Origin of the sequence: Actinocrinis sp. (assembly GCF_035605935.1) — a bacterium.
Taxonomy (GTDB): domain Bacteria; phylum Actinomycetota; class Actinomycetes; order Streptomycetales; family Catenulisporaceae; genus Actinocrinis.
This window is the reverse complement of sequence record NZ_DATNGK010000137.1, coordinates 1-3,637: the sequence shown is the minus strand read 5'-3', so window position 1 is coordinate 3,637 and position 3,637 is coordinate 1. Positions and strand designations below refer to the sequence as shown.

Annotated in this window: 5 protein-coding genes and 1 pseudogene; 4 read left to right on the top strand and 2 right to left on the bottom strand. The window is 68.4% G+C overall.

The features are described from left to right. Window positions 1-478, bottom strand: a pseudogene (locus VN779_RS11820) (hypothetical protein); the annotation flags it as partial. A 245-nt stretch (window positions 479-723) separates the two neighbouring features. Between VN779_RS11820 and VN779_RS11815 the strand changes: the two are divergent. From VN779_RS11815 to VN779_RS11805, 3 genes are read left to right on the top strand one after another with little or no spacing between them, the layout of a single operon-like run. Beyond that, on the top strand, window positions 724-1,626 hold the full coding sequence (locus VN779_RS11815) for an undecaprenyl-diphosphate phosphatase (RefSeq protein WP_349260745.1): 903 nt from the start codon (window positions 724-726) through the stop codon (window positions 1,624-1,626). Between the two features lie 15 nt (window positions 1,627-1,641). Next, the gene (locus tag VN779_RS11810) at window positions 1,642-2,085 is read left to right on the top strand and encodes a hypothetical protein (protein ID WP_325722531.1); all 444 of its coding nucleotides are present in this window, start codon (window positions 1,642-1,644) and stop codon (window positions 2,083-2,085) included. Continuing rightward, the gene (locus VN779_RS11805; protein ID WP_325722530.1) at window positions 2,082-2,471 is read left to right on the top strand and encodes a DUF3817 domain-containing protein; all 390 of its coding nucleotides are present in this window, start codon (window positions 2,082-2,084) and stop codon (window positions 2,469-2,471) included. Before VN779_RS11810 ends, VN779_RS11805 begins: the two co-directional genes overlap by 4 nt. On the opposite strand, the gene VN779_RS11800 is transcribed toward VN779_RS11805, so the two are convergent. Continuing rightward, entirely contained in the window at window positions 2,435-2,965 is a 531-nt protein-coding gene (locus VN779_RS11800; protein WP_325722529.1) for a sigma-70 family RNA polymerase sigma factor, read from the bottom strand. The genes VN779_RS11805 and VN779_RS11800 overlap by 37 nt on opposite strands. 69 nt (window positions 2,966-3,034) lie before the next feature. Between VN779_RS11800 and VN779_RS11795 the strand changes: the two genes are divergently transcribed. Next, on the top strand, window positions 3,035-3,637 hold a 603-nt coding region (locus VN779_RS11795; protein ID WP_325722528.1), incomplete at its 3' end, for a zf-HC2 domain-containing protein.

Here is a 3,637-nt window from a genome sequence, read left to right as displayed (position 1 = left end):
AAAGGTAGACCATTCCCTTGGCGGTGATCTCGGTATTGCCCCACCAACCGGACTCGTTCGGCGGCGTGCCCAGGAAGGGGATCTGGTAGCGGGCAGCGACCAGGTTGATCACGTCGTCGCCGCCGGCCAGCCCATACAGCGCGTTGGCGGCATCGTCGTCGGAGTGGGTGATCATCTCGTAGGCAGTCGCCGCGGTGGCACCGGTCATCTGCCCGGTAGCAAGGAGTTGTGTCGCGATAAGCACCTTCGCGACGGACTCGCTGGCGAACGGCGCGGTGTCCTCGCCGCCACTCAGATACTTGCCGGTGCGTAGGTCCAGCGCGGCCACACCGGTGCGGTAGCCCTGGTCGGTGGCGACCTGGGCGGCGGCCTGTACGTCCGAGACAAGATCAGCCGCGGCCGGCGCGGCGAAGACGAGTGGCAGACAAGCGCCAACCACGAGGGCGGCCAGCAATGTGCCGGCGCGATGGCTGGGCACAAACTAGACGTTCGCTCCAGTTCCTCGCTGCGAGCATCGCGTCGGCTGTGAACACGCGATCAATATGCTGTGAGGGAGCTAAGGGCGCTCCGGGCGGGTGCGGCCGTCAGCCAAGACAGAGTCCGCGGGGTTCGTAGCGACACGGGCGCGCTCTCAGCAGTTCCCCAGACGACAGTTCGCGTTCCACCGCCCGGCTCGGACATGATGCCGATGTCTCGTGCAACGAGGCGCGGACAGGGGGACCTATGCACCACATGAGCTGGCTCGAAGCCGGCGTGATCGGCGCCGTGCAGGGAATTACGGAGCTGTTTCCGGTGTCGAGCCTCGGGCACAGCGTGCTGATTCCCGCGGTCATAGGCGGCTCGTGGCAGGCCGACCTGAACGTGAGGTCGCCGGAGTCGCCGTACCTCGCGTTTATTGTCGGCCTGCACGTTGCGACGGCCGTGGCGCTGATCATCTATTTCTGGCGCGACTGGCTGCGTATCCTGACCGGGCTGATCACCAGCATCGCGCACCGGAGCGTACGTACGGCCGACCAGCGGCTGGCCTGGTTGCTGGTTCTCGCGACGATCCCCGTCGGTTTGGTGGGGCTCGTCGCCGAACACTGGTTCCGCACCACGCTGTCCAAGCCCGTGCCGACCGCCATCTTCATCATGATCAACGGCCTGCTTCTGCTCGGCGCGGAGGCGTTGCGCCGTCGCGACCGAACGGTCGACACCGAATATGTCGACGAACGAACGACCGGTCCGATATCGGATCGCCAGTTGGCTCGGCAGCCGGTCGGCCAGGCGACGCTCATTGGGTCGGCACAGATTCTCGCATTGGCACCGGGTATTTCTCGATCGGGCGTGACGATGGTCGCCGGCATGCTGCGGGGCCTGAACCGTGAGGACGCGGCGCGGTTCTCCTTCTTGCTCGCCACTCCGGTCATCCTGGCGGCGGGTGCGCTCAAGCTGGGCGATCTCACTGGGCCGCTCGGCGAGGGCGTTCGCGGGCAAGTGCTGTTCGGGTCGCTCATGTCGGGCGTGGGCGCATACCTGTCGGTGCGGTTCCTGACGCGATACCTCGCCAACCGGTCGCTGCGGCCGTTCGGCATCTACTGCCTCGCCCTCGGGGTGGGCTGCCTGGTGTGGTTCACGGTGCGCTGACGTACCGTCGGTAACGTGGTCCGCCGCTTCGGCTTCCTGTTCGGCCCGCGCTGGCTGGTCCTGCATGTCGTCGTCGTGGCCGCGGGCGTGACCATGGTTCTGCTCGGTCGCTGGCAGTGGCATGTGGCGCACCTCCATCACGGCTCGATCCAGAACTACTCGTACGCCTTCCAATGGTGGGCGTTCACCGCCTTCGCGGTGTTCATGTGGCTGCGGCTCGTTCACGACGCTGCTCCGACACCTGAGGCAGCCCGGACCGCAACTGACGAGGCTGGCGTGGAACGGGACGTCGCCGAGGCAACACCCACCGCTCCGGAGCCGGCCGAGGTGCCCTACCGTCGCTACGTGATGCCATCCAGTGCCACCTCGCCGCCGGTCGCGGCCGACGCGGAACACGCCGCTTACAACGCGTACCTCGCTCGACTGGCGGCGCAATCCTCAGCCAAGGATGACGAATGACCTCATCGGTCTACGGAGAGCGCACCCGCCCGTTGACCACGAGCTACCGCGGCGCTTACCTGCGTTACCGGGTCATGGCCTATGTCACCGGCGTGATGTTGGTGCTGCTGGTCTTCGTGGCTGTGCCGTTGAAGTACCTTGCGGATACGCCCGGCCCGGTGGCCGTCGTCGGCACGGCGCATGGCTTTCTGTTCATCGTCTATCTGCTGACGGCGCTCGATCTCGGGGTACGTCTTCGCTGGCCGCTGCTCCGGCTCGGATTAGTGATGATTTCCGGGACGATCCCGTTCATGTCCTTCGTCGCCGAGCGGAGCGTTACGCACGAGATCGGCGCCCGAGCGACCGTGACTCAGCGCGAAGCGGCGCGTCCCGCATCGTCGCCGTAGGCCGCGACGAGGTCGGCGCGGGCTCGCGCCACCCGCGACCGCACGGTGCCGACCGGACAGCCGCACACCTCGGCAACCTCGGCATAGCGGAGCCCCACGAGTTGCGTCAGCACGAAAGCCTCCCGCCGATCCGGGGGCAGCGTCGCGAGCAGCGCATCCAGGGTGACCGCATCGGCCGGATCCGCGGCCTGGTTCGGCGATGGCGCACGAACTGACCGCGATCGCACGGCGTCCCGAATCGCGTCCGCGCACACCCGGCGGGCGATTGCCAGCAGCCAGGTCCGCGCTGACGACCGCCCGGCGAACCGGTGCAATGCGGTGAATGCCCGGGCGTACGTCTCCTGGGTGAGGTCGTCGGCGGACGCGCGATCCACGAGGTTCGCGCACGCGCGCCAGACGTCGCGCTGGGTCGCGTTGACGAAGGAGCGGGCCGCCGCCGGATCGCCGCGCCGCGCGCGGAGCGCCGCCGCCGTGATCTCGTCGACCCCGTCCACTCTCGTCTCCTGGTTAAGAATCTGCTTGGCTCGGGAACCAACCGCGCCCGCCAGACGACTGATTCCCACGTGAGCTGTGACCGATTCCGCGCGGCCGCCTCCGCTCGGCTCGACGGGGAGCCGCTCGGGATGCCGGCGTCGCGGCTTGACCACCACCTCGCGACCTGTCCTTATTGTGCCCGATGGGTCGCGGAGGCGACGCGGCTGAGCCGCCTCGCCCGCGTCGGCCGGGAGGACACTCCGGATCTCGCCGACCGGATACTCGCCGAGGTCGCGTTGCCGGCCGCGAGAGTGCGGCGCCGCCGCCGGCTCGCCCAGCTGGGCCTGGCCGCCGTCGGGTTGGTGCAAATCGCGATCGCGGTGCCGGCATTGTTCGGCACTACCATCGACATGGCCATGGTCACGCACGCGGCCCACGAGTCCGCGGCCTGGAATGTTGCTTTGGGTGCCGCGTTCCTGGCCACCGCGTTCGCCCCGCGCCGCGCGGCCGGACTGCTGCCGTTACTGGTTGCGTTCGTCGGCGTGCTCGTTGTCTTGTCGGCCCGCGACCTCGCGTCCGGAGCGGTCGAACTCGGGCGGCTGGCGACGCATCTCGGCGCGGTGGCCGGGCTGGTGCTGGTGTACGCGCTGTACGTCAGCGAGCGGGCGACGCCGCCACCAGCCTCGGCCACC